A 24,518-nucleotide genomic window follows, 5' to 3' on the forward strand; every position below is an offset into this window, starting at 1 on the left:
TGGACCGCTAAACGCCGCCCCGCTGTAATCACTTTGTGCTTGGTGTTGTCCAGGATTATGGGGAGTTCCCTGAGTGGGGTGTTCCTTGGCCACTATTCTGCGACGACTGTCGCCCTCTGAGGCGACCGGGTTACGCACGGGAGCCCGACACAGTCTGTCCGAGCTCTATCGCCCGGCCGACCTGGTGGTGCTCGGGCTCGGCGTGATGATCGGCGCCGGCATCTTCTCCATCGCCGGGAAGCAGGCGGCCACCGCGGCCGGGCCCGGCGTCATACTCTCCTTCATGATCGCGGGCATCGCCTGCCTGCTCGCGTGCATGTGTTACGCAGAGCTGTCGTCCATGATGCCGACCTCCGGCAGCGCCTACACCTTCACGTACGTCATCTTCGGCGAGGTCTGGGCGTGGATCATCGGCTGGGCGCTGATCCTCGAGCTGCAGTTCGCCGCCGCCGTGGTGGCCAGGGCATGGGCCGCGATCACGGTCAGGGCGATCTCCAACTTCGGGGTACGCGTGCCGGACGAGCGGCTCTTCGGCGACGTCCTCGTGTTCGTGATCCTGGTGCTGCTCACCGGCGTCGTGGCGCTGAGCGCGCGGGTCGGGCTGCGCGCACTGTGGATCATGGTGTCGGCCAAGCTGCTGGCCATCGGCGCGGTCATCGTCGTCGGCCTGCCGCACATCCACGTGGCGAACTTCGGCGACTTCTACGCCCAGCCCAAGAGGCTCTCGACGCCGCCCGCGACCGTGCTGGAGATCCTCTCCGGGCAGAGTCAGGCGTTCGGCTGGTTCGGGATCTTCGCCGCGGCCTCGGCCATCGCGTTCGCGTACATCGGGTTCGACGTGGTCGCGACCGCCGCCGAGGAGACCGTGAACGCGCCCAAGGCCATGCCCAAGGGCATGATCCGCAGCCTGATCATCGCCACGATCATCTACATCGCCGTGGCCCTGGTCATGGTGGGCATGGTCTCGTACACGAAGATCTCGGTGGACGAGCCGCTGTCCAGCGCGTTCCGGGCGATCGGCGTGGACTGGATGGTGCACGTCATCGACGTGGGCGCCGTGCTCGGCCTGACGACTGTGATCCTGGTGCTGATCGTGGGGCAGACGCGGGTGCTGTTCTCGATGGCCCGCGACGGGCTGATCCCGCGCGGCCTGGCCTCGGTCAGCCGCAGGAATCACACGCCGTCCCGGGTGACGCTGGTGATCGGGTTCGTCGCCATCGTGCTGGCCGAGTTCGTTCCGGTGCTCACGATGCAGGAGCTCGTGGTGATCGGGACGCTGTTCGCGTTCGCGTTCGTGGCGGCCGGGGTGATCGTGATGCGGCGGCGCATGCCGTACCTGGAGCGCGGGTTCGCGGTGCCACTCTCGCCCCTGCTGCCGGGGCTGTCGCTGGTGGCCACCCTCTGGCTGATGGTCAACCTGCGGGTGCTGACCTGGGCGTGGTTCGCCCTGTGGATGGCCTTCGGCCTGCTCGTGTATCTCGTGTACGGCCGGCGCCACAGCCTCCTGGCCCGGCCCCGCGACCCGGTCGAGCCGGCACGCGGGCGCCACCGGCGCTAGAACCGGCGCGTCGCCAGCACGCTACGCAGGAACTCCCTGGTTCTGAGGTTCTCCGGGTCAGTGAAGAGCTTCTCGGCGGGGCCCTTCTCGAGGAGCACGCCACCGTCGAGAAAGCACACCGTGTCCGAAATTTCGCGGCAAAAGCCCATCTCATGGGTCGTGAGGATCATCGTCATTCCCGACTCCTTGAGTTCTCGGATGATCCCCAGCACCTCCATCACCAGCTCGGGGTCGAGGGCCGAGGTGACCTCGTCCAGCAGCATCAGCCTGGGCTGGGTGGCCAGCGCCCTGATGATGGCCACCCGCTGCTGCTGCCCGCCCGACAGCTGGTCGGGGTACGCCCCCGCCTTGTCCTCCAGCCCGAACCTGGCCAGCAGGTCGCGTGCCTGCTCCTCGGCCTGCGCCCTGCTCACCTTGTGTACCTGGCGCGGCGCGAGCGTGATGTTGTCCAGCACGGTCATGTGCGGGAACAGGTTGAACGCCTGGAAGACGATGCCCAGCCGCTTGCGCACGTCGTCCACGTCCACGCGCGGATCGGTGATCTCCTCCCCCTCCAGGAGGATCGCGCCGTCGTCCACGGTCTCCAGCAGGTTGACGCAGCGCAGCAGCGTGGACTTGCCCGACCCGGAGGCGCCGATCAGGCTCACCACCTCGTGCGGGCGCACCTCCAGGTCGATGCCGCGCAACACGTGGTGACCGTGGAAGTTCTTCCACACCCCGTCGATCGTCAGCAAACTCATGCGCCCCGCCTCCTGCGTGTACGGGCCGCCAGGTGGTCGGTGAACCTGGCCATGGGGATGGTGAGCAGGATGAACAGCAGCGCGGCCGCCAGGTAGGGCGTGTAGTTGAACGTGCTGGCCACGTGGATCTGCGCCTGCCTGAGCGCCTCGAGCGGCCCGATGGTGGCCACGAGCGCGGTGTCCTTCTGCAGCGAGACGAAGTCGTTCAGCAGCGGCGGCACGACCCTGCGGGTGGCCTGCGGCAGCACCACGAACCGCATCGTCTTGCCGTGGCTCAACCCCAGCGAGCGGGCCGCCGCGACCTGGCTCGGGTGGATGGACTCGATGCCCGAGCGGAACACCTCGGCCACATAGGCGCCGTACGAGAGCGTCAGCGCGATGATGCCCAGCGTGACCAGGTCGGACGGGATGCCCTGCAGCCGGAGCGCGGGCAGGCCGAACCCGATCAGGTAGACCACCAGGATCGTCGGCACGCCGCGGAAAACGTCGGTGTAGAGCGTGGCCAGCGCCCGGATCGGGAAGAACGCGGGCGTCCTGATCCCACGGGCAAGCGCGACCAGCAGCCCGACGACGAGAATCAGCGGCTCGGCGATCAGGAAGATCTTGATGTTGAGCAGGAAGCCACTCAGCACGTCGGGCAGCGCCGCGACGAAGATCCCGGGATCGAAGAACAGTTTCCGCACGCGGGGCCAGCCGGGCGAGTTGGCGACGACCCACGCGACCAGAACGATGAAGACGATCGTCGAACCCGTCGCGATCGAGGTGGAGCGGCGGGTGTGCGACCTGCGCACCCGCTCCCGCTGGAGCTGCCGCTCCGACTTGACCCATTCGCCCGATATAGCCTGGGCGCGCTCGCTCACCACAGCTCGCTCACTGCAGCTCAGGCGCGCCGGCGGCGGAGCCGAGCCACTGCTGCTCGATCTTGGCCAGCTCGCCCTTCGACTTCAGCGCGTCCACGGCCTTGTCCACGCACGGCTTGAGGGCGCTGCCCTTCCCCATGACCAGCCCGAACTCCTCGGGCGTGCCGCCAGTCGAGCTGAACTGGCCCACGATCTTGGACTTCTCGACCTGCGCGGCCGTCACGTAGAACGCCGTCGGCAGGTCCACGACCAGCGCGTCCACCTGCTTGTTCTTCAGCGCGTTCACGGCGTCGATCTGCTCGTTGTAGACGTTGGGGTCGGCGGCCGGCTTGATCACGTTCTTGACCGCGTCGAACGAGGTCGTGCCCACCTGCACGCCGATCTTCGCGTCCTTGAGCTCGGCCAGGCTCTTCGCCCCCGCGAACTTGCTCCCGTCGATGGCGACGATGGCCTGCTTGACCGTGTAGTACCCCTTGCTGAAGTCCACGGCGTTCGCTCTCTCAGGCGTGATGGACACCTGGTTGACGTCGAAGTCGAACTGCTTGTCGCCCGGCGCGAACGCCGAGTCGAACTTGACCGTGCTCCACTGCACCTCGGTACGGTCGAAGCCCAGCTCCCCCGCCACGGCGAAGGCCACCGCACTCTCGAACCCCTGCCCGTTGCTGGGGTCGTCGTCCTTGAACCAAGGCTCATAGGCAGGCTTGTCGGTCCCGATGGTCAGCTTGCCGGGGGTGACGAGCTTGAGCTGCTCCTTGGTGCACGCAGTGGACGGGGCCGTGCCGGCCGGGGTGGCCGTGTTTTCAGCGGGCGCACAACCAACGAGGGCCACGGCCAGCGCGAGCAGCATGAGGGGACGGGCCATGGCCAAAGCCTCCAGGGGGAAAGCGCGAAAGAACGAACGCATTCTACGATGCCCGGATAGGAAATTACGCCCGCGGGTAACTCTGACCACGGTAATCGTCCCAGGTGGGCTCGCGTAACGGCGGACGGCCGGTGAAGGGTCAGAGGCCGTTTCCTGGAGGGCCCTCACCGAAGTGCGGCGGGTGGCCTGACCAGGCGCAGCCGTAACATATGGGCTTCTCAATGGGGTGGGCAACGCAAAAGCCCCCTCCTATTCGGAGGGGGCTTTCACAAAGGCGGTCAGCCGGCGACGACCTCAATGTCCACAGAGGCAGACACCTCGGGGTGGAGCTTGACGGTGACGCGGTGCGAGCCGACGCTCTTGATCGGGTTGACGATCTCGATGCGACGGCGGTCGAGGATCGGCCCGCCGGCGGCCTTGACGGCGTCGGCGATGTCGCCCGTGGTGATCGAGCCGAACAGGCGGCCCGACTCGCCGGCGCGCGTGGTCAGACGCACGCGCAGGGCGCCGATCTGGCCGGCGACCTCCTTGGCGGTGCCGAGGTCGCGGATCTCGCGGGCGTCGCGAGCCTTCCTGATGCCCTCGATCTGCTTCTCGGCGCCGCGCGTCCAGCGCATGGCGTAGCCGCGCGGGATGAGGTAGTTACGGCCGTAGCCGTCCTTGACCTCGACGACGTCGCCAGGGGTGCCGAGGCCGGAGACCTCGTTGGTGAGGATGAGCTTCATATCGACAGGCCTCCTTTAGCGCGCGGTGCTCGTGTAAGGCAGCAGGGCCACCTCACGCGCGTTCTTGATCGCGGTCGCCACGTCGCGCTGGTGCTGGGTGCAGTTGCCCGTCACCCGGCGCGCACGGATCTTGCCGCGGTCGGAGATGAACTTCCGCAGCAGGGCCGTGTCCTTGTAGTCGACGTAGGAGATCTTGTCGTGGCAGAACAGGCAAACCTTCTTCTTGGGCTTGCGCAGTGCCGGCTTTGCCATCGTGGTGCTCCTTTCAGAGCCCCGCCTTCCGGGCGGGAATGGACTCGGGCTTGTGGACAGGTTTTAGAAAGGCGGTTCGTCGCTGAAGTCGCCGCCGCCGCCGAAGCCGCCGCCGCTCTGCTGGCCGCCGCCGAAGCCGCCACCTCCGCCGCCGCCGTAACCGCCGCCGCCCTGGGGCGCGGCGGGCGTAGCGGAGGCCCACGGGTCGTCGGCCGGACCGCCGCCGAAGCCGCCGCCACCGCCACCGCCCTGGCGGGAGGTGCGGTTGACCTTGGCGGTGGCGTTACGCAGAGACGGGCCGACCTCGTCGACCTCGACCTCGTAAACGGTGCGCTTCTCGCCTTCCTTGGTCTCGTAAGACCGCTGCTTGAGCCGCCCCTGCACGATGACCCGCATGCCGCGCTGCAGGCTCTCGGCGGCGTTCTCCGCCGCCTGCCGCCACACGTTGCAGGTCAGAAAGAGGCTCTCGCCATCCTTCCACTCGTTGGTCTGTCGATCCATGAACCGCGGAGTGGATGCGATGCGGAATCGAGCCACCGCTTGCCCCGTCGGGGTGAAGCGCAGCTCCGGGTCGTCGACGAGGTTGCCGACGATGGTGATTACGGTGTCGCCTGCTGCCATGGCTAGCGCTCGCCTTCCTGCACGCCTTCGCTTGGGTTACGGCTCAGAGTACGGGGCTTCCCCGACAAAAAGTTGGGGAGCTGCAACAAGAAAACTGCTCGTCAGCCTGCCACACCACGGTCGTGCCAACTGACGATCGTAGTGGCAGCCCGACATTGCAGCTTTCTCATTGCTAATGCACGTCCGGACGCAGGACCTTGGTGCGCAGGATGCCCTCGTTGAGGTTCATCTGCCGGTCGAGCTCCTTGACCGTCGCGGGCTCCGCGGACAGGTCGATGACGGCGTAGATGCCTTCCGACTTCTTGTCGATGTCGTAGGCGAGACGGCGACGGCCCCAGACGTCGACCTTCTCCACGGTGCCGCCGTCGTTGCGGACCACGGTGAGGAACTGGTCGAGGGACGGCGCGACAGTGCGCTCATCGAGCGAAGGGTCCAGGATGACCATTACTTCGTAACGACGCATGCGGGACTCCAACCTCCTCTGGACTCTTGCGGTCACGACACTCTGCCGTGACAGGAGGACGCTGACGTCTGTGCCCGGGCGCCCCTTTCGGCACCTCGGGGCGATGGTTCACCCATCACAACGCAGCGTGCCTAGGTTACCAGCCGCGAGTACGTGGGAAGGCCTTTAGGAAACCTAGGGGGTGGTGGCAGTGCCACACGTGCTTCAGCCCTCCGAGAGGGAGCGGTTCAGGCTCACGCTCAACACCGACGGACAGTCTCACCCTGTGGAAAACGTCCTATCCGTGGCCGCGCTGGTCTGCGGTGTGGTGGCTTTCGTCTCGACGTTCTGGGTATCCGCGCATGTGATCTCGTCGTGGTTCGGCACGCTCGGTTTCGGCGTGGGTCTCTATTCCCAGTACCTGTCGGCGACCACGCCGCAGCGCACGCTCAACATCGTCGGCCTCGTCGGGTCGTTCGTGGGGGCCGCCCTCGGCATCGCCCACGGCGGTTTCCTTCCCCATCCATGAGGAACGGCCCCGGCGTACGTCTCCGGGGCCGTTCGATATGTGACTCACCTGCCGATGTGCAGATCTATCCCGAGCAGGACCAGGAACCAGAGGAACACCGCCAGCAACGCCTCGGCGACGTCCCTGAGCAGTCCGGGGGTGATGTAGTGGTAAACCCAGGCCACGTAGAGCCCGATCACGACGTAAATCAATAAGATCAGCGCTCGCCAGCGCCAGCGTGCCATGTCGCTTCTCCTCGCGTAGGGGGCGCCAGCCGACTGCCCTGACGCGCTCTCGGCAAACCGCGCTTCGCCGCCCATGCAGGCCGTAAGCTCGGAGACTATGGTGCGCATCGGAGCTCATGTCGGACAGGACGACCCCGCCGCTCACGCAGCGGAGGTGGGGGCCGAGGTGGTGCAGTTCTTCCTCGGCGATCCCCAGGGTTACGACAAGCCGGTGCTGCCCCCCAAGCCGGTCGAGGGCGTCGACATCTACATCCACGCTCCTTACCTGGTCAACGTGGCCACCACCAACAACCGCATCAGGATCCCCAGCCGCAAGCTGCTCGAGCAGCACCTCAAGGCGGCCGCGGGCCTCGGCGCCAAGGGCCTGATCGTGCACGGCGGCCACGTCAACAAGAGCGACGACCCGCAGGTGGGGTTCGACAACTGGCGCAAGGTGTTCGAGCGCATGGAGTGCCCGATCCCCGTGCTGATCGAGAACACCGCGGGCGGCGGCAACGCGATGGCGCGCAAGCTGGAGCGCATCGCCCGGCTCTGGGACGCTCTCGACGGGTTCGACGTGGGCTTCTGCCTCGACACCTGCCACGCCCACGCGGGCGGCGAGGAGCTGGTCGACCTGGTCGAGCGGGTCAAGGCCATCACCGGACGGATCGACCTGGTCCACTGCAACGACTCGCGTGACGACTTCGACTCCGGCGCCGACCGCCACGCCAACCTGGGCAAGGGGAAGATCGATCCCGAGCTGATCCTGGCGGTCTGCCGGGCGGCCGGCGCGCCGATCGTGGTGGAGACGCCCGCCGAGGGCCAGGCGGACGACATCGCGTTCCTGCGGAAGAACCTCCAGTAAATACACACAGCCTGTGGATAACTTCCCTGGATTACCCAGACGAAGAAGCGGGTATAGAAATCAGCCCGCCCACGCGCCACTCAGGAAACGTCCCGCGTTGAGCAGCATCAGCGGCCCGCAGATCAGCGCGTACCCGGCGATCGCCCACGGCTTCCTGGTCCCGACCTTCGCGACCAGCACCCAGAGCGGAAACCACAGCAGCAGCGAGCGCGGGATCGACAGGTAGTACGCCGACGTCATCAGCGCCGCCGCCTGCAGCCCCGTGTAGACGAGCTCGCTCCACCTGCGCAGCAGGAGCAGCCAGACCAGCACCGCGAACGCCACCACGGCACCGGCGATCTCCATCCGGAAGGCCACGGCGAAGTCGTCGGAGCCCATGGCCGAGCGCCAGGTGGTCTTCCACGCATCCCACGGCCACGCGAAGTCGCGCCCCCACCCGGCCTCCTGCGCGTGCTTCCAGGCCAGCCAGTCGCCCGACCGGCTGTAGTGGTAGTACGAGTACGCCACCAACGGCACGAAGGGCACGGCCAGCCACCCGGCCCGCCGGACGGGCTCCCTGCTGGTGAAGAACTCCACGACGAGCGCGACCGCGAGAAAAAGCCCCGTGATCCGCACGCACGAGGCCCCCGCCGCGAGCAGCGCGGCAGCGGACCAGAGCCCCTGCCTGGCGGCCAGCCAGGCCGGGATCGCGAAGGCCAGGAAGAGCGACTCGCTGTAGCCCGCCGCGAGGAACACCGCCATCGGGAAGAGCAGCAGCGCCAGCACCGCCATCCAGCCGGACGCGCCTTCCATCTCGGCCAGCCGGGCCAGCGCCACCATGGCCACCGCCCCGGCGACCAGGGAAATCAGCAGCCCGGCCGCCGACCAGTCCGGCACAAGGACGTGCACGGCCCGCAGCACCACCGGGAACCCGGGAAAGAACGCGGGCAACCCGTCGTCCACCGGCTTGCCGGGCTCGCCGTCGTAGCCGTACTGCGCGATCGTGATGAACAGCCCGGCGTCCCACTGGCGCCACTTGGCGGCGTACGTGCCCAGGGCCGTCCCGAGCAGCGTCGCCACCAGCAGCCCGGCCCGCGAGCCGAACCAGAGCAGCAGCGCGTCCCGGCCGGCCGAGCGGGTGATCATCGGACGGCGGACGCCAGCGTGAACCGGTCAGGAGCGTCGTCGAAGACGCCGCCCGCCTGGTCGTCGATGTCGGCTTGGCGTACCACGTCCTTGTCGGGCCGGAGAATGTCCCGCACGACGAACGCCATCATGATCCCGATCGTGATGATCCGTCCCCAGACGGCGGTGTAGTACGTGTCGTCACCGATGCCCAGGTCGCTCCTGCTGAGCGGCGGCTGGGCGAGCAGGTAGAGCCAGATGGCGGCGAAGTACCAGACCTCGGCGAGCTGCCACAGCGCGAGGGGCTTCCAGTTGGGCCTGGCCAGCACGGCGAACGGCACCAGCCAGAGCACGAACTGCGGCGACCACACCTTGTTCGTCATCATGAACGCGGCCAGCGCCAGGAAGCAGACCTGCACCAGCCTGGGCCGGCGCGGCGCGGCCAGCGTGAGCACGGCGATGCCCAGGCACATGATGGCCAGCGCGGCCATGCCGAGCGTGCTCACGTCGCCCTCGCCGAGGATGGGCCACCCTTTGTTCTGGAAGAACAGCCACGGCGAACCCCAGTCGACCCCGCGCTCCTGCGAGAAGACGTAGAACCTGCGCCAGCCCTCCCACGCGAAGACCATGAACGGCACGTTGACCACGAGCCACGTGCCCGCCGTCGAGGCCAGCGTGACCAGGAACGGTCGCCATCGCCCGGTACGCCACGTGAGCAGGAACAACGCGCCCACGAACATCAGAGGGTAGAACTTGGTCGCGATGGCGAGCCCCAGCAGCACCCCGGCCAGCACCTGCCTGCGCCGCCCCCAGGCCAGCAGCATGCCCATCGACAGCGCGCCCGCGACCAGGTCCCAGTTGATGTAGGCGGCCAGCACCACGGCGGGCGAGATGGCGTACCAGAGCGCGTCCCACCGCCGCGTCGGCCCGGCCACCGCGGCCATCAGCAGGACGCCGACGACCAGGCACAGGCCGAGCAGGATCACCGTCAGGTCGTAGAACCTGACCGCCTGCACGACCTTGTCCGGCGAGAGCGCCCTGGCGATCCAGCTGATCACCTGCATGACCTCGCCCAGCACGACCGGATACTCGACCTGCTTGTCGAACGGCACGTGGGCGAAGTAGGGGTTCTGCGTCGCCAGCTCCCTGTCGAAGTACAGGGGGTAGATGTCGGTGTAGCAGAAGTTCGTGTACGTCGAGACCTGGTCGTTCCAGCCGCCGCTCCGGCACGGCAGGCGCACCACGTACGCGAGGATCGCCCCCATGGTCGCGATCACCACCAGGGGAAGGTACGGCACGGCGCGCGCCACGAACGGGACGCGCACCTCCGTGCTCGTCACTGGTCCTCGGGTCGTGCCATCGAGGTCCACCCCGTGGACCTCGGCTCAGGCAGCCGGCCGCCACCGTTGCCGTGACCGTTGCCATTGCCGTTGTTGCCGTTGGCCACGTCGCCGTTGGCGGTCTGCGGGAACCCGGTATCGCCGCCGTCGTCGATGGTGGGGGCGTCGGTCGGGGTGGCGTTGTCATCGCACGGCCCGACGAGGCAGTCCTGGTTGCCGCTCTGGTCGCCCAGAGGGTCGTCCCCGCTGTCGAACGGGTTGTCGGCACTCGGTGTCGGCGTGGGCGTCGGGCTCGGCACGATGTTCTCGGGCAACCCGACCTCGGCCTTCTTCGGGAACTGCTCGATCGGCAGGCCCTCGTGGGCGAGCAGCATGAACTTCCGCCAGGTGGCCGTGGGCGGACCGGCGCCCTCGAAGCCCAGGGACACCTCGTATGCCCTCGAGTAGGGCTTCGCCGCGCTGTATTTCTTGCTCGGCTTGCCGCCGGGGGTGGTCGGGCAGCTGGCGTTGATGGGCTGCACGACCTTGGTCTTCGTCCTGCACTCCTCGCGGTAGAACCCGACCGCGGCCGATATCTGCGGCGTGTAGCCGACGAACCAGGCTTCCTTCTCGTCGTTGTTCGTGCCGGTCTTGCCTGCGGCCGGCCGGTTGCCCAGGCCCTGGCCCCGCGCGGTGCCGTTCCGCAGCACCTCCTGCATGGCGACCGTGGCGTCGGCCGCGACAGCGGGATCGACGACCTTCTTGGAAGCCCTCTGCTCACCGTAGACGACCTGGTTGCCCTGCCTGACTTCCTGCACCACGTGGTACTTGGTGTACTTGCCGCCGTTGGCGAAGATGGAGTAGCCGGCGGCCTGCTCGACCGGGGTCACCAGCGCGCTGCCGATGGCGAACTGGAAGCTGTGCTCGTCGACGTCGGCTTCCATGCGCTCCTGGTTGAACCCGGCCGACTCGACGAGGTTCTTCACGTCACCGAGCTGCCCCGGCAGTTTGTAGGCCATCGATACAAACGCGGTGTTGACCGACTGGGCAGTGGCCTTGATCACATCGATGGACCTGCCGACGTTGTGGCTGTTCCTGATGCCTTCCTTCTGGATGCCGGGGATCTCCTTCGGCACCGTCTCGTTGCCGGGCACGTAGCTCTTGAGCGAGTAGCCGGCCTGCAGCCAGGCCGCCAGCACGTACGGCTTGAACGCGGACGCGGCCTGCTTCTTGGCGTCGAAGGGCTCGTTGAACGGGTCCTTGACGTAGTTGCTGCCGCCGTAGAAGGCCAGGACGCGGCCGTTCTTCGGGTTAACGGCGGCCAGCCCCGCGTGGTACTCCTTGCTCATGCTGCTGGTCGTGCTCTGCACCGCCTCCTTGGCGGCCAGCATGAGCTTCCTGTCGAAGGTCGAGGTGATGCGGTAGCCACCGCTCCTGACCTCATCGGGAGTGAGACCGCGCTGCTTCAGTTCCTCTAGGACCTGCATCACCATGTAGCCCTTGAGGCCGCCGAGCTCGTTCTCGTTGCTGTCCTTGCGGAGCTTGGGCCACTTGGCGGTCTGCGGAAGCTGGCCGTACCTGTCGGGCCACTGCTCGGCCATGTACTTGATGGTGGTGTTCCAGCGCACCTTGAGCGCGGGGGCGTCAGGCTCCCAGTTGGGCTGCTGGATGCGCGCGGCGAGATAGGCGCCCTGCTCGGGAGTCAGCTTCGCGGCCGTGGCGTTGTCACCGAAGTACGCCTTGGCGGCGGCCTCGACGCCGTAGGCCCGGCCGAAGTTGACGGTGTTCAGGTAGTTCTGGAGGATGTCGTCCTTGGACAGCTTGTCGTTGATCTTGACCGCGACGAAGATCTCGCTGATCTTGCGCTTGATCGAGACCTCTCGGTTGAGGCCGTCGTAGTAGTTACTGGCCATCTGCTGGGTGATCGTCGAGGCGCCCTGCAGCTGCTGCCCGGTCGCGGTCATGTAGAGCGCGCGGAACATGCCGGAGATGGAGATGCCGGAGTCCTCGTAGAACGTCTTGTTCTCGATGGCCACCGCGGCATCCCTGACCGTCTGGTCCATCTTCGAGATCGGGACGATCTCGCGCTTCGTGCCGAGCTTGGCGATCTCCTTGCCGTCCCGGTAGTAGATGATGCTCTGCTGTGCGAGGGCCTCGGATTTGGCCTGCTCGGCGTCCGGCACCGGCGTGTTGGCGTACGCGATCATGACCATGCCGAACAGGCCGGCTGCGAGCACGACGAACCCGGCCACGACGATCTTCCAGCTCGGCACGAACCTGCGCCAGCCGCCCTTGCCGCCCTTCTTGGTCGGCGGCCCTGGCGGCTCCGGCGGCTCGCCGTCGCCCCGCCTGCGCGAGCGCCGCGGCGCGTCGCTCACGAGCGTCTCCTGGTTACTCAGCGTGCGCGCGTCCTGCCGGGCGCGCGAGCGCGGCGGCGGCTGGTCGCCGCGCCTGGGAGACTCCTCGTACGGCTGCGCGGCCATGGCGCCGGTCTGCTCGTAGGCGGCTTCCGGACGACGCGGCGGCTGCGCCGCTCCCCAGCCCGACTCACCGGTTTGCGGCGCGGAATCCTGGGGCACAGAACGGGATGAGCTGGAGCGACGGCGCCTTCCTGGGCGGCCGGTCCCCTCGTTCATGCTGTTACTCACACGTCCTCGCATCGTCGTCGGAACATAAACGGCGGTTGGGCGTGAGGTTCTCGCCGCCCTCGGTCATCACGCTTGGCCAGCGGTTTCAGGCGGTCCGTTGCCAAGGATGTACGAAACCGTCAGGTGGTTCCAGGAACAACCTTGGCAGACCTCGACCACGTACACCCGGAACTCATCGTAATCATGGGCCATTGCGGCGAGTTCTGACGCGACCTTTGCCTGACCGGCATGCCGTCCGAGCGAATCGCCGTAGACATAGGTCACGTTGGTGACGTTCTCCTTCTCGCACACCGGGCAGAGGCGTTCGGTCGGCTCGCCGAAGTAGCGCGCCGCGCGAAGGAGGTAGGGCTGTGCGTCACAGACGTCGCCGCGGGCGGCTCGCCCCGCGCGCAGGGATCGGACCACCGCCCGTTTCGCCAGGCCGTAATCCACCACCCTTCTCTGTGACCACATGAGCGCCAGACTACGGCGTTTTGCGACTCCATCCCAACGGCTTGGCAGATTCATAGATTGCAGCCATATAGCGGTGCGACGTATCCTCGGGATGTATCGGCTCGATACATTGACGCGAGAGGAGGCGGTTCCGGTGGCCGGCGGACAGGGCAGGGTCTTGGAACTGGCCGTGCTCGGGTCGCTGCACGAGACTCCGCTACACGGCTATGAGCTGCGCAAACGGCTCAACGCCCTGCTGGGGATGTTCCGCGCTTTCTCCTACGGTTCGCTGTACCCCTGTCTGCGGTCGCTCCTGGCTCAAGGTCTCATCGCGGAGGAGCAGCCCGCTCCTGCCACGATCGTCGGCGGCCGATCGAAGATCGTTTACAAGCTGACCGCCGAGGGCAAGGAACGGCTGCAGGAGCTGCTGACACAGGCCGGTCCCTCCGCCTGGGAGGACGAGAGCTTCGGTGTGCACTTCGCGTTCTTCCGCCACACCGAGGCCGAGGTGCGCCTGCGCATTCTCGAAGGACGCCGTAGCCGGTTGGAGGAGCGGCTCGACGCGGTGCGCACGGCGCTGGCGCGCACCAGGGAGCGCCTCGACAGTTACACGCTCGAGCTGCAGCGCCATGGGCTCGAGTCGGTCGAGCGCGAAGTGCGCTGGCTGAACGAGCTGATCGCAACTGAGCGTCGGGCCTCGTCAGAGGAGGGGCCCGAAAGAGATACCACGTCAACTGATGAGTAAGGGAGCGAGTGCGATGGGTTCGGTTCGCGTGGCCATTGTCGGTGTCGGCAACTGCGCGTCGTCGCTGGTCCAGGGCGTTCACTACTACAAGGACGCCGACCCGGACACACGGGTCCCGGGCCTGATGCACGTGAAGTTCGGCGACTACCACGTCGGCGACGTCGAGGTCGTCGCGGCGTTCGACGTGGATGCGAAGAAGGTCGGCCGCGACCTGTCGGAGGCGATCGTCGCCAGCGAGAACAACACGATCAAGATCTGCGACGTGCCGCCCACCGGGGTGACCGTCCAGCGCGGCCATACCTTCGACGGTCTGGGTGAGTACTACCAGGAGATCATCGAGGAGTCCGACGAGGCTCCCGTCGATGTGGTCCAGGTGCTCCGTGACAACCAGGTCGACGTCCTGGTCTCCTATCTGCCGGTGGGCTCGGAGGAGGCGGACCGCTTCTACGCGCAGTGCGCCATCGACGCCCGCGTGGCGTTCGTGAACGCGCTGCCGGTCTTCATCGCCTCGGACCCGGTGTGGGCGGAGAAGTTCACCGAGGCCGGGGTGCCGATCGTCGGTGACGACATCAAGTCGCAGGTCGGGGCCACGATCACGCACCGCGTGCTGGCCAAGCTGTTCGAGGACCGCGGGGTGGAGCTGCTGCGCACGTACCAGCTCAACTTCGGCGGCAACATGGACTTCATGAACATGCTGGAGCGGAAGCGGCTCCAGTCCAAGAAGATCTCCAAGACGCAGTCGGTCACCTCGCAGATCCCGCACGAGATGGGCAAGGCCGACGTGCACATCGGGCCGTCGGACCACGTGCCGTGGCTGGACGACCGTAAGTGGGCGTACGTGCGGCTCGAGGGGCGGTCGTTCGGCGACACGCCGCTGAACCTGGAGTACAAGCTGGAGGTCTGGGACTCGCCCAACTCGGCGGGGATCATCATCGACGCGGTCCGGGCCGCCAAGATCGCCCTCGACCGGGGGATCGGAGGGCCCATCCTGTCGGCTTCCTCGTACTTCATGAAGTCGCCGCCGCGGCAGTACTCGGACGACGAGGCTCGGGACTACGTCGAGAAGTTCATCCGGGGCGAAGTCGAGCGCTGACCCCCCTTGATACGGCGCCGCGCCCTTGGTCTGGGATGCGGCGCCGTCCCTTTCGCCCGGCCTACAGGCGTGCCGCAGGGGGCAGCTCGGACGGCGAGGCGGGGTGCCAGGCCATCGGGTCGGACCCCAGCTCGTCCAGCAGCGGCACCTGCTCCCGGCACCAGGGCGAGATCGCCAGCAGCCCGTTCATGACCCCCTCGGCGAACTCCTTCCACGGCATCCACCGCGTCTCCCCCACCTCCTCGGGGTTGGGCACGACGGGCGAGGACACCGTGGCGCGGTAGACCGGGCAGAGCTCGTGCTCGACGATCCCGTTGGCCATGACGGCGCGGTAGGCGAAGGTCGGCAGCATCAGGTCGACGCTCTCCACAGTCAGCCCCAGCTCGTAGGAGAGCCGGCGCGCGACCGCCAGGTCCACCGGCTCGCCCGGCAGCGGGTGGCCGCAGCAGCTGTTGGTCCAGATCCCCGGCCACGTGACTTTGTGGTGCGCCCGCCTGGTGAGCAGCACGCGGCTGTCGTGATCGAAGACGTAGCTGGAGAACGCCAGGTGCAGGGGCGTCTCACGACCGTGCACCTCGTACTTGGGCGCGGTGCCGAGTGCGTGGCCGTCACCGTCAACCAGCACAACGTGTTCCTCAATCGTCACGCTATGAAGCGTACGAGATCATGGCGACCGCTCGGAACCCATGGACCGCATGCGGCGCCGGCATCTCCGCATTCAGGCGACGTACGGAGGACTAGGCTTGCGGCGTGTCGTTTGTCGCCGACCTACGCGTCGTCCTGCGGGGCAATGATTTCCGGCGGTTGTTCGCCACCCGGTTGATCTCCCAGTTCTCCGACGGGATCTTCCAGTTCGGCGTGGCCGGGTTCGCCTTCTTCAGCCCCGAGAGCCAGACGACGGCGCTCCAGGTGGCCGCCGGGCTGGCCGTGCTGCTGCTGCCGTACAGCCTGCTCGGGCCCTTCGTGGGCGTGTTCATCGACCGCTGGTCGCGGCGGCAGATCCTGGTGGTGGCGCCCATCGTGCGCGGCGCGCTCCTGCTGGTCGCGGCGGGGCTGGTCGCCGCCGACGTGCCCGATCCGGTGTTCTACGCGGCGGCGCTCGGCGTGCTCGGGGTCAACAGGTTCTTCCTGTCCGCGCTCGGCGCGTCGCTGCCGCACGTGGTGCCGCCGGACCGGCTGATGGCGGCCAACGCGGTCACGCCCACCTCCGGCACCGTGGCCACGTTCGTGGGCGTGGGCCTCGGGTTCCTGCTGCGCGAGGTGTTCGGCGGCGACGACCCGGGTGTCGCGCTGCTGCTGGCGACCTCCGGCGTGGTGTTCGGGCTGAGCTCGCTGATGGCGCGGACGATGGGCCGCGACCTGCTCGGCCCGGAGTACGACACCAACAGGCCGCAGGCCCGCGAGGCCATGCGCAACGTGGTGGTCGGCCTGGTGGACGGCGCCAGACACCTGCTCCACCGCCGCGTGGCCGTCGCCACCATGGGCGCGATGGCCGCGCACCGCTTCTTCTACGGCATGGCGACCGCGCTCGGCATCATCCTCTACCGCTACTACTTCACCGACGGCGACCCCGACGCCGCGCTGCGCGGGGTCGGGGTGGTCGTGGCCACGTCCGGCGTCGGCTACTTCCTCGCAGTGATCATCACCCCGTACGCGACCGAACGCTTCACGATCGAGCGCTGGGTGCCGATCGCGCTGTCGGCCTCCGGGGTGCTGACGGCCGCGCTGGTGCTGCCGTTCCAGGAGTGGGGGCTGCCGGTGGCCGGGTTCGTGCTGGGCGTGGCCGGGCAGAGCGTCAAGATCTGCGCCGACACCACCGTCCAGCGCGACGTCGAGGACATCTACCTGGGCCGCGCGTTCTCGATCTACGACATGCTCTTCAACGGCATGTACGTGCTCGCCGCGGCCCTGTCGGCGGCGATCCTGCCCGCAAACGGGAAGTCCTACCTCGCCGTCGTGATCATGGCGGTCGGCTACCCCCTGGCGGCGTTCGCGTACCGGATCATCACCCGGCAACGTCGTTCGACCGCGCCCACTCCGACAACGCCTCGGTAGCCGCCTCCTTGCCGATCACGCCCTTGTCGAGCCTGAGCTCGAGCAGGAACTTGTAGGCCCGCCCCACCACCGGCCCGGGCCCGATGCCCAGGACGCGCTGGATCTCGTTGCCGTCGAGCTCCGGGCGGATCTTGGCCAGCTCCTCGTCCTCGGCGAGCTTGGCGATGCGCTCTTCGAGGTGGTCGTAGGTGCGCGACAGCGCCGCCGCCTTGCGCTTGTTGCGCGTGGTGCAGTCGGCCCTGGTCAGCTTGTGCAGCCGGTCCAGCAGATGACCGGCGTCGCGCACGTAGCGGCGCACGGCGCTGTCGGTCCACTCCCCCGTGCCGTAGCCGTGGAAGCGCAGGTGCAGCTCGACCAGCCGGGCGACGTCCCCCACCACGTCCTTGGGGAACTTCAGCTCGGTGAGCCGCTTCTTGGTCATCTGCGCGCCGACCACCTCGTGGTGGTGGAACGACACCCGTCCGCCCGCCTCGTGGCGGCGCGTCTTCGGCTTGCCGATGTCGTGCAGCAGCGCCGCCCAGCGCAGGATCCGGTCGGCCTTGCCGTCCTCCTCCTGCGCGATGGCCTGGTCGAGCACGGTCAGCGAGTGCTCGTAGACGTCCTTGTGCCGGTGGTGCTCGTCGATCTCCAGGCGTAGCTTGGGCAGCTCGGGCACCACGTGGGCGGCCAGGCCGGTCTCGACGAGCAGCCGCAGCCCTTCGCGCGGGTTGGCGCCGCAGACGAGCTTGTCGAGCTCGTCGCGGATGCGCTCGGCCGAGACGATCTCGATGCGCTCGGCCATCGCGGTCATCGCCGCCACGGCCTGCTCGTCCACGCGGAACCCGAGCTGCGAGGCGAACCTGGCGGCCCGCAGCATGCGCAGCGGGTCGTCGCCGAAGGACTGCTCGGGGGTGCCCGGCGTACGCAGCACCTTGGCGCGCAGGTCGTCGAGCCCGCCGTAGGGGTCGACGAACTCGTGACCCGGCAACCGCACCGCCATCGCGTTGACCGCGAAGTCGCGCCGCTCCAGGTCCTCCTCGAGCGTCTCGCCGTACATGACCTCTGGCTTGCGGGACTTCGGGTCGTACGACTCGCTCCGGTATGTCGTGATCTCGATCAGCCAGCTGCCCTTGCGCAGCCCCACGGTGCCGAAGTCGATCCCGATCGTCCAAACGGAGTCGGCCCAGTCCCTGACGATCTCCAGAACCCGCTCGGGGCGGGCGTCGGTGGTCAGGTCGAGGTCGTTGCCGATGCGGCCGAGCAGCAGGTCGCGTACGGGGCCGCCGACGAGGGCAAGCTCGTGCCCACGCGCGGCGAAGAGGCGGCCGAGCTCGTCGGCCACCGGCGCGATCTTGCGGAACAGGTCCGTCATGGCCCGCCGCTGGCTGTCAGTCAGAGTGATGTCGGACAAGCGGGTAGGTCCTTCTTGTGCTGCCGAAACATATCCCCCGAGCCACATCGGGTCGGGGTTACCGTCGGTCTTGGGACCGTCGGGGGCCATGGAACAAGGCAAGGAGGACTATATGAAGGACGCCCTCGCGATCCACCGCTGGCTCCTCGCACACCAGGTCCATCATGAGATCGTACGCCTTCCGCGTCCCATGACTTGCGCGGAAGATCTGCCCGAGGCGGTCTCGGCGGCACCCGACAGGTGCCTGATGGTCACAGTGCTCGAAGTCGCCACGAGGGTCGGCCGCGAGGTCGTCATCGGATTCACCTCCCCCGTGTCGGCGCCGCCACCGCTGGGAGCCGTCGGCGGAGTACTGGGCGTGCGCCGGGTGCGACCGGCCCCGGCCCACGTGGTCAACGCGGCCACCGACTACGCGAGCGGGCTGGTGTGCCCGCTGCTGCTGCCGGAGTCGCTGCCCATGTTCATCGACGACCGGCTGCTGGACGACGACGATCCGGTCTACACGGCCACCGGCGAACGGCACACCGCACTCACCCTGCGCGCGCTCGACCTGTTGGCACTCCTGCCAGGCAAGATGGTCGACCTCCGCGCGAAAGGATCACGTGAGGCGGTCGCGCGACGGCACTGAACCCGTACCATTGCGGGCGTGCGTCGTCGTACTCCAGCCCGGGCATCCGCGTGATCCGTAAGGTCACGCTGCTCTCCGCGTTGCTCGCCTTCATCGTGGTGGCGACCGCGCCGGGCGCGGCTGCCACGAACGCCGTGAAGGCGAGCAGGCAGACTCTGGCCCTGTCGATCTCGTCGATCACGCCGGAGGCGCCGACCGCGCAGACCGATGTGATCAAGTTCACGGGCACCATCCGCAACGACACCGGGGTGCCGCAGTCCGCCCTGCGCGTACGACTGCGCTACACGGCGCAGAAGTTCACCGATCGCGTCACCATGGCCGCCTATCAGAACGACCAGAATCCCGCGACACTCCCGGGCAACGTCTCCGGCACCTCGGGTCTGGACATCCCGGCGCTGGCCGCCGGCGCCCAGGCGCGCTGGGAGTTCACCGCGACGCCCGTGCAGCTCGGCTACCGCTCGTTCGGGGTCTACCCGGTGGCCGTCGACGTGGCGCAGTACGGCGTGCCGATCACCATGTCGCAGCGCACGTACGTCACCTACGCGCCGCCCACGGTGCCCAAGCTGCCGCGTAACAAGCTCGCCATCGCCCTGCCGGTCATCGACCAGCCGCACCGGGCGACCGACGGCTCCCTGTTCGTGGACGACAAGCTGAGCCAGTCGGTCACCGGCAAGGGCCGGCTCGCCGATCTGGCTCGCATCGCCCAGTCGGCGCCCAAGAGCGTCACCTGGTTCGTCGAGCCGGGCCTGCTCGACGACCTGAACGCGATGAAGGGGAAGTACCAGGTCAAGACCAAGGACGACGTCCAGGACAAACCGGCCAGCGCCGAGGCCGGGAGCTGGCTGACGACCATGCGCACCGCGCTGGCCGCCTCTCCGGTGTTCGCGGTCCCGTACGCCGATCCCGACGTGGCGGCGCTCGCGCACCAGGGGCTGGACGCGCAGCCCAGCAGGGCGATCGAGCTGGGCAAGCAGAAGGCCACGTCACTGCTCGGGCGCGAGGTCAAGACCAACGTCAACTGGCCGCCCGCGGGAGTGCTCGACGCCGACGCGCTGGACCTGCTCTCGGTCAGCCAGGACAAGGTCGACAAGGTCCTGCTCAACCCCACCAACCTGCCTCCGCAGCCGCCCGTGCCGTTCACGCCCGACGCCGCCACCACACTCGAGTCGGTGAACGGGCCCGTCACCGCATTGGTCGCCGACACCGAGCTGAGCAAGCTGTTCGAGCCGGAGACCAGCACGTCGGTGCTGCTCAGCACGCAACGCTTCATCGCCGAGACCGCGATGATCGCCGCGGAGGCCGGCCAGACCTCGCCCAGGTCACTCGTCATCGCCCCGTCACGCCGCTGGGACCCCAACCCGACGCTCGTCACCGCGCTGATGAAGACCGCGGACAAGCTGCCCTGGCTGCATCTGACCTCGCTGGAGTCGCTCAAGCCGACCAAGCTGGCCGTCCCGCGCGCAGGGCTGACCTACACCGAGCAGGACCGCAAGCAGGAGCTGACCTCGAAATACCTGACCCCGGTCAAGAACGTCAGCTCGCAGGCGCAGCTCACCTCTCTGATCACCGCCGACAAGACGCCGTCGAGCTTCGACGCGGCGGTGCTCAGGCTGACCTCGTCGGCCTGGCGCAACAACACCCGCGTGGGCCGCTCGGTGTACAAGCTGGTCAGCGCGGCGGTGAATGAGCGGATTGACAAGATCCAGATCACGGGAGCCGGTCCCGACCGGCCGCGCACGCTGGCGGGCAGCAACGGCGTGGTGCCGATCAGCGTGAAGAACTCGCTGACCGTGCCCATCGCCCTCTACATCGACGTCACCTCCAACAACCCCGAGCTGTTGCAGGTCAACTTCGCGCCGACGGAGCCGCTGACGATCGGCGGCGGACAGAGCGGCACGGTCCAGGTGCCGATGAACGCCGCCACCAGCGGCAGCGGCGACGCGACGGTGACCGTCCAGCTCAAGACCGCCGACGGCCGGACGTACGGCAAGCCGCAACGGCTGACGATCCGTACGACCGGCTACACCGGGATCGCCTCGGTGATCGTGGGCGCCGCGCTGACCGTGATGCTCGCCGCCGTGGTGACGCGGGTGCTGCGGCGCAGGTCGGAACGGAAGGTCGCGCGCGCGGCCAAGACCCGGGAGAGTGAGACCGTATGAGCCGCATGCTTCGGGCCAGCGCCATCATGGCGGCGGGCACGATGGTGTCCAGGGTCACGGGGTTCGTGCGGACCATGGTGCTGGCCTACGCCATCGGCACGGCCGCGCTGGGCGACTCCTACAACGCCGCGTACGCGATCCCGTACAGCATCCTCGACCTGCTGCTCCTCGGTGTGCTGAGCAGCGTCGTGGTGCCGATGATCGTGCGGGCGCAGCAGCACGACGCCGACGGCGGCCGGGCGTACGAGCAGCGGCTGCTGACGATCTCCGCGGTGGCGCTGATCGTGGTGGCGGTGGTGGCGGTGTTCGCCGCGCCGCTGCTCATCGACCTCTACACCGACTGGGCTCCGGACAGCCCCAAATACGAGACCGCGGTCACGCTGGCCCGCTTCATCCTGCCGCAGCTCGCCTTCTTCGGCGTGGGCGCGGTCGCGGGCGCCATCCTCAACACCCGTGACCGCTACGGCGCCCCCATGTGGGCTCCGGTGGTCAACAACCTGGTCGTCATCTGCGTGTTCCTGGTCTACGCCATGACGGGCGGGGGCAACGACGTCGCGAACGCCGACACCGGCGATCTGGCGCTGCTGGGCCTGGGTACCACGGCGGGCATCGTGGCCCAGGCGGTCATCCTGATCATCGCGCTCAAGCGGGTCGGGTTCGCCTTCGTGCCCCGCTTCGACGTGCGCAACGCCCGGCTGGGCGAGATGGGCAGGGCCGGCGTCTGGACGATCGGCTACGTGATCGTCACCCAGCTCGGCTTCATGCTGACCACCAACCTCGCCAGCGCGGCGGGAGACGCGGTGCCGGGCCACGGCATCAGCCCGTACACGCTGGCGTTCCAGCTCTTCCAGCTCCCGTACGGAGTCATCGGCGTCTCGGTGATCACCGCCATGCTGCCCAGGATGAGCCGGGCCGTCGGCGAAGGCCGCTTCGACGACGTGCGCAGCGAGTTCGGGTCAAGCGTGCGGCTGATCTGCTCGCTCATGGTGCCGGTGTCGCTGCTGCTCATGGTGCTCGGGCCGGCGATCACCGTGCCCATCTACGGCCACGGCGCCAACAGCGTGGCCGACGCCGTCTACATCGGCAACGTGCTGCAGGTGTACGGCCTCGCGCTGGTGCCGTTCTCGCTGTTCCAGCTGTTGCTGCGGGTCTTCTACAGCTTCGGCGACACCCGCACGCCGGTGTTCATCGGCGCGGGCACGACCGCGGTCAACGCGGTGCTCATGGTGCTGTTCAACGTGCTGCTGCCGGCCCGTTACGTTGTGATGGGGCTGGCGCTCGCGTACGCCATCGCGTACGCGCTGGGCGCGCTCGGGGCGTGGTGGCTGGCCAGCCGCCGGGTCCGGGGGCTGGGCGGCTGGTCCATCGGCATGGCACTGACCAGGATGTACCTCGCGGCCATGCCCACCGCCGTGGTGGCTCTGGCGGCGGTCTGGGTAGTCACGGGGGTGTTCACCGGGCTAGGGTTCGTCAACTCCTTGATCGTGCTGGCCGTCGGCGGAGGCCTGGGATTGCTGCTCTATCTCGGCGTCGCCCACAGAATGCGCATCCCGGAGGTCAATTCCATCGTTGGGATGGTCGCGGGGCGGGTAGGCCGGTAAAGAACGCGGGCCGAATCCACTCGGCACTACCATGGAGCCCGACACGCGCGAATGGAAGCAGGAGGGGCGTGGGCGGATCCACCCGGCATAACGTGCCTTCGTGGGACACCACCACGCAGGTGATTCGAGTCATGAGCACGCCCGATCGGCCAAGCGGAGTGAGCCAGTGAGCACGTCGGCCGTCGAACCCGGCACCCGTCTGGCCGAGCGCTTCCGGCTCGAGGACCGCGTCAGCGAGTCCGACGGCGCCACGCTGTGGAAGGCCATCGACGAGATTCTCGCGCGGCCCGTGGCCGTCCACACCTTCTCGCCCGACTTCCCCCGCGTCCACGAGGTCGTCACGGCCGCGCGCGCCGCGAGCAGGCTGACCGACCCACGCCTGACGCAGGTGTTCGACGCCGCGGAGGACGACAAGGCCGCCTACGTCGTCAGCGAGTGGGTCACCGGCGAGTCGCTGACCGACCTGCTCGCCTCGGGCCCGCTGGAGCCCGAGCGGGCGGCCGGGCTGGTGGCCGAGGCCGCGGAGGCGCTCGCCCACGCCCACGAGGCGCGGCTCTACCACCTGTGCCTGCGCCCCTCCCACCTGGTGTGGACGACCGGCAACACGGTCAAGGTGCTCGGCGTGGCCGTCGACGCGGCGCTGGCCGGGCTCACCACCGACCAGCCGGCGCTCGACGACGCCGAGGGCCTCGGCCGGCTACTGTACGCCGGGCTGACCGGCCACTGGCCGGGCGACGAGGAAGAGGGCGGGCTGCCCGCGGCTCCCATGACCGACGGCCACTTCTGCTCGCCCCGCCAGGTCACCGCCGGTGTGCCGAGCTACCTCGACACGGTCACCGTGCGCGCGTGCCTGCCCGAGTCCCGCAGGGGCCAGGGCGCGCTGGCCAGCCCGTCCGACGTGGCCGAGGCGCTGGCCGGCGTGGCCAGGCCCATGCCGATCCCGATCTCCTACCCCTCGACCCCCGCGGTGGCCTCCGCCTCCCACACCGAGGGCCTGGACATCGCACACCGCCAGCAGCTCACGGTGCCACCGCTGCCGCCCGCGCCCCACCGCCCGCAGAACGGCGGCGGCAGCGCGCTCAACCGCGTGCTGATGACGCTGGTCGTGCTGCTCGTCATCGCGGCCGTCGGCGTCGGCGCCTGGACGATCGGCCGCAGCCTCGGCGGCCCGACCACGCCCGAGGCGAAGGGCACCGCCCCCAGCTCCTCCTCTTCGGCCTCGGCCGAGGCCCAGGTGGTCGAGCCGAAGAAGGCACAGGGGTTCGACCCGCTCGGCGACAATACCGAGAAGCCCGACCTGGCCGGCCTGGCCATCGACGGCAAGCCCGGCACCCTGTGGAAGACGGAGCGGTACGACAGCGCTGACCTGGGCAATCTCAAGAAGGGCGTCGGCCTGCTGCTCGACATGGGCAAGTCCATGCAGATCAGCGACGTGGTCGCTACGCTGTCGGATGCTCCGGGTGCGACCGTCGAGCTCAAGGTGGGCGACTCGCCTGATCTGGGCTCGCTGAAGACGGTGGCCACCGAGAAGAACGTGGCCGGCAAGACCACGCTGACTCCTGATCAACCGGCAACCGGCCAGTACGTTTTGATCTGGTTTACTCGTGTTCCGATGGATGCGGGCGAGTTTCATGGCACCATCTATGAGGTAGTGGTGCACTCTCCCGGATCGGCATAATCAGGAATC

24 protein-coding genes are annotated in these 24,518 nt (G+C 68.2%); 10 read left to right on the forward strand and 14 right to left on the reverse strand.

Going from position 1 to position 24,518, the window contains the following annotated elements; genetic code table 11:
* Positions 1-85 precede the first annotated feature (85 nt).
* The gene (locus ACQPWU_RS59915; RefSeq protein WP_433435961.1) at positions 86-1,558 is read left to right on the forward strand and encodes an APC family permease; all 1,473 of its coding nucleotides are present in this window, start codon (positions 86-88) and stop codon (positions 1,556-1,558) included.
* Here ACQPWU_RS59915 and ACQPWU_RS59920 read toward each other — a convergent pair.
* The 7 genes from ACQPWU_RS59920 to rpsF form a co-directional block, all read right to left on the reverse strand.
* Positions 1,555-2,298, reverse strand: coding sequence for an amino acid ABC transporter ATP-binding protein (locus tag ACQPWU_RS59920; protein WP_433435962.1), 744 nt, complete (start codon positions 2,296-2,298; stop codon positions 1,555-1,557). The two genes, ACQPWU_RS59915 and ACQPWU_RS59920, sit on opposite strands and share 4 nt — an antisense overlap.
* Entirely contained in the window at positions 2,295-3,089 is a 795-nt protein-coding gene (locus tag ACQPWU_RS59925; RefSeq protein ID WP_433435963.1) for an amino acid ABC transporter permease, read from the reverse strand. The genes ACQPWU_RS59920 and ACQPWU_RS59925 overlap by 4 nt, the downstream gene beginning before the upstream one ends.
* Before the next feature lie 79 nt (positions 3,090-3,168).
* Positions 3,169-4,020, reverse strand: a complete 852-nt coding sequence (locus ACQPWU_RS59930; protein ID WP_433435964.1) for an ABC transporter substrate-binding protein — start codon at positions 4,018-4,020, stop codon at positions 3,169-3,171.
* A gap of 278 nt (positions 4,021-4,298) precedes the next feature.
* Entirely contained in the window at positions 4,299-4,745 is a 447-nt protein-coding gene (gene rplI / locus ACQPWU_RS59935; RefSeq protein WP_433435965.1) for a 50S ribosomal protein L9, read from the reverse strand.
* Positions 4,746-4,760: 15 nt separating this feature from the next.
* Positions 4,761-4,997, reverse strand: coding sequence for a 30S ribosomal protein S18 (gene rpsR, locus ACQPWU_RS59940; RefSeq protein ID WP_020543048.1), 237 nt, complete (start codon positions 4,995-4,997; stop codon positions 4,761-4,763).
* A 63-nt stretch (positions 4,998-5,060) separates the two neighbouring features.
* Positions 5,061-5,618, reverse strand: coding sequence for a single-stranded DNA-binding protein (locus ACQPWU_RS59945; RefSeq protein WP_433435966.1), 558 nt, complete (start codon positions 5,616-5,618; stop codon positions 5,061-5,063).
* 172 nt (positions 5,619-5,790) lie between these two features.
* Positions 5,791-6,081, reverse strand: coding sequence for a 30S ribosomal protein S6 (rpsF, locus tag ACQPWU_RS59950; protein WP_026214314.1), 291 nt, complete (start codon positions 6,079-6,081; stop codon positions 5,791-5,793).
* Positions 6,082-6,364: 283 nt separating this feature from the next.
* Between rpsF and ACQPWU_RS59955 the strand changes: the two genes are divergently transcribed.
* Complete coding sequence (locus ACQPWU_RS59955) at positions 6,365-6,589, forward strand: hypothetical protein (RefSeq protein ID WP_433435967.1); 225 nt, start codon at positions 6,365-6,367, stop codon at positions 6,587-6,589.
* Between the two features lie 44 nt (positions 6,590-6,633).
* Here ACQPWU_RS59955 and ACQPWU_RS59960 read toward each other — a convergent pair whose 3' ends face one another.
* On the reverse strand, positions 6,634-6,813 hold the full coding sequence (locus ACQPWU_RS59960) for a hypothetical protein (protein WP_360684427.1): 180 nt from the start codon (positions 6,811-6,813) through the stop codon (positions 6,634-6,636).
* 97 nt (positions 6,814-6,910) lie between these two features.
* On the opposite strand from ACQPWU_RS59960, the gene ACQPWU_RS59965 reads away from it, so the two are divergent.
* Positions 6,911-7,657, forward strand: coding sequence for a deoxyribonuclease IV (locus tag ACQPWU_RS59965; RefSeq protein ID WP_433435968.1), 747 nt, complete (start codon positions 6,911-6,913; stop codon positions 7,655-7,657).
* Positions 7,658-7,717: 60 nt separating this feature from the next.
* On the opposite strand, the gene ACQPWU_RS59970 is transcribed toward ACQPWU_RS59965, so the two are convergent.
* The 4 genes from ACQPWU_RS59970 to ACQPWU_RS59985 form a co-directional block, all read right to left on the reverse strand.
* Entirely contained in the window at positions 7,718-8,782 is a 1,065-nt protein-coding gene (locus ACQPWU_RS59970; RefSeq protein ID WP_433435969.1) for a mannosyltransferase family protein, read from the reverse strand.
* Positions 8,779-10,101: a glycosyltransferase family 87 protein gene (locus ACQPWU_RS59975; protein ID WP_433435970.1), complete on the reverse strand. Its 1,323-nt coding sequence runs from the start codon at positions 10,099-10,101 to the stop codon at positions 8,779-8,781. Before ACQPWU_RS59975 ends, ACQPWU_RS59970 begins: the two co-directional genes overlap by 4 nt.
* A complete protein-coding gene (locus ACQPWU_RS59980; protein ID WP_433435971.1) occupies positions 10,098-12,659 on the reverse strand; it encodes a transglycosylase domain-containing protein in 2,562 nt (853 codons plus the stop codon). The genes ACQPWU_RS59975 and ACQPWU_RS59980 overlap by 4 nt, the downstream gene beginning before the upstream one ends.
* A 135-nt stretch (positions 12,660-12,794) precedes the next feature.
* Positions 12,795-13,235, reverse strand: coding sequence for a DUF5318 family protein (locus tag ACQPWU_RS59985; RefSeq protein WP_433435972.1), 441 nt, complete (start codon positions 13,233-13,235; stop codon positions 12,795-12,797).
* 79 nt (positions 13,236-13,314) lie between these two features.
* On the opposite strand from ACQPWU_RS59985, the gene ACQPWU_RS59990 reads away from it, so the two are divergent.
* Complete coding sequence (locus tag ACQPWU_RS59990; RefSeq protein ID WP_433435973.1) at positions 13,315-13,905, forward strand: helix-turn-helix transcriptional regulator; 591 nt, start codon at positions 13,315-13,317, stop codon at positions 13,903-13,905.
* Positions 13,906-13,918: 13 nt separating this feature from the next.
* On the forward strand, positions 13,919-14,998 hold the full coding sequence (locus ACQPWU_RS59995) for an inositol-3-phosphate synthase (protein ID WP_433435974.1): 1,080 nt from the start codon (positions 13,919-13,921) through the stop codon (positions 14,996-14,998).
* 61 nt (positions 14,999-15,059) lie between these two features.
* Here ACQPWU_RS59995 and idi read toward each other — a convergent pair whose 3' ends face one another.
* Entirely contained in the window at positions 15,060-15,644 is a 585-nt protein-coding gene (gene idi / locus ACQPWU_RS60000) for an isopentenyl-diphosphate Delta-isomerase (protein WP_433435975.1), read from the reverse strand.
* Positions 15,645-15,748: 104 nt separating this feature from the next.
* On the opposite strand from idi, the gene ACQPWU_RS60005 reads away from it, so the two are divergent.
* On the forward strand, positions 15,749-17,053 hold the full coding sequence (locus ACQPWU_RS60005) for an MFS transporter (RefSeq protein ID WP_433435976.1): 1,305 nt from the start codon (positions 15,749-15,751) through the stop codon (positions 17,051-17,053).
* Here ACQPWU_RS60005 and ACQPWU_RS60010 read toward each other — a convergent pair.
* Entirely contained in the window at positions 17,004-18,404 is a 1,401-nt protein-coding gene (locus ACQPWU_RS60010; protein WP_433445578.1) for a CCA tRNA nucleotidyltransferase, read from the reverse strand. The genes ACQPWU_RS60005 and ACQPWU_RS60010 overlap by 50 nt on opposite strands.
* Before the next feature lie 151 nt (positions 18,405-18,555).
* Between ACQPWU_RS60010 and ACQPWU_RS60015 the strand changes: the two genes are divergently transcribed.
* The 4 genes from ACQPWU_RS60015 to ACQPWU_RS60030 all read left to right on the forward strand — a co-directional run bounded on the left by ACQPWU_RS60015 (position 18,556) and on the right by ACQPWU_RS60030 (position 24,509).
* Positions 18,556-19,071, forward strand: a complete 516-nt coding sequence (locus ACQPWU_RS60015; RefSeq protein ID WP_433435977.1) for a YbaK/EbsC family protein — start codon at positions 18,556-18,558, stop codon at positions 19,069-19,071.
* A 50-nt stretch (positions 19,072-19,121) separates the two neighbouring features.
* The gene (locus tag ACQPWU_RS60020; protein ID WP_433435978.1) at positions 19,122-21,230 is read left to right on the forward strand and encodes a DUF6049 family protein; all 2,109 of its coding nucleotides are present in this window, start codon (positions 19,122-19,124) and stop codon (positions 21,228-21,230) included.
* The gene (murJ, locus tag ACQPWU_RS60025; RefSeq protein ID WP_433435979.1) at positions 21,227-22,831 is read left to right on the forward strand and encodes a murein biosynthesis integral membrane protein MurJ; all 1,605 of its coding nucleotides are present in this window, start codon (positions 21,227-21,229) and stop codon (positions 22,829-22,831) included. Before ACQPWU_RS60020 ends, murJ begins: the two co-directional genes overlap by 4 nt.
* A gap of 166 nt (positions 22,832-22,997) precedes the next feature.
* A complete protein-coding gene (locus ACQPWU_RS60030) occupies positions 22,998-24,509 on the forward strand; it encodes a protein kinase family protein (RefSeq protein ID WP_433435980.1) in 1,512 nt (503 codons plus the stop codon).
* Positions 24,510-24,518: the final 9 nt, after the last annotated feature.

The organism is Nonomuraea sp. CA-141351, from assembly GCF_050944675.1.
Taxonomy (GTDB): domain Bacteria; phylum Actinomycetota; class Actinomycetes; order Streptosporangiales; family Streptosporangiaceae; genus Nonomuraea.